General features: G+C 73.8%; 1 protein-coding gene. It reads left to right on the top strand.

All coding sequences use genetic code 11. The features are described 5' to 3' along the window. Positions 1–920 (top strand): transposase (locus tag BMG523DRAFT_RS22370; RefSeq protein ID WP_043592375.1); only part of this gene is annotated, 920 nt, incomplete at its 5' end. Positions 921–1003: the final 83 nt, after the last annotated feature.

A 1003-nucleotide genomic window follows, 5' to 3' on the forward strand; every position in this document is an offset into this window, starting at 1 on the left:
CGTGGCACCTGCACGCCGACGAGACGACCTGGCGGGTGTTCACCCCGACCGGCGGCGGCGGGCCGGCCCGCTGGTGGCTGTGGGTGTTCCTGGGGCCGGACAGCGTCTGTTTCGTGATGGACGCGACCCGCTCGACGGCGGTGCTCGCCGAACACGTCGGCCTCGACCCGGACAGCGGCCAGCTGACCGACGACGCCGACGGCGGACCGCGCCGCCTCGTGCTGTCGTCGGACTTCTACACCGTGTACGTCTCCGCCGGCCGCCGCGCCGATGGCCTGGTCAACCTGTACTGCTGGGCGCACGCGCGGCGGTACTTCGTGCGGGCCGGCGACGCGAACCCCGCCCAGCTCGGGATCTGGGCCCGCCAGTGGGTCGAGCGGATCCGCGCGCTCTACACCGCGCACGGCGAGCTCGCCGCCGCCTGGCACACCGCCGCCGCGGCCCCGTCGCCGGCCACCGAGAAGCGGCTCGCCGCCGCGTACGCCGGCTGGGACACCGCGATCACCGTGATCGACACGGTTCGCCGCGAGCAGACGGCCTCGCCCGGCCTGCAGGAACCCGCGCGCAAGGCGCTCGCGACCCTGGACCGGGAATGGGACGGGCTGGTCGCCCACCGCGACTACCCCATGATCGGCATGGACAACAACCCGGCGGAAAGGGCGATCAGGGGCCCGGTCGTGACCCGGCGCAACGCCGGCGGCTCCCGCACCGAGGACACCGCCCGCCACGCCGCCACGATCTTCACGGTCACCGCGACCGCCGCGATGCACAACCTGAACCTGCTGACCTACCTGGAGAACTACCTCGACGCCTGCGGCCGGGCCGGCGGCAAGCCGCCGACCGGCGCCGACCTCGACCGGTTCCTGCCCTGGGCCGCCAGCCCCGAGGACCTCACCACCTGGCAACAGCCTCCCGGCTGACCCCGACCCCCGAGACCCCAGCGGAGTGCCCCACGGTCACGCCGCCCACGATCATGCCCCAACGGGATTTCCGAATACGTACC

This window comes from Frankia sp. BMG5.23, from assembly GCF_000685765.2.
GTDB lineage: Bacteria > Actinomycetota > Actinomycetes > Frankiales > Frankiaceae > Frankia > Frankia casuarinae.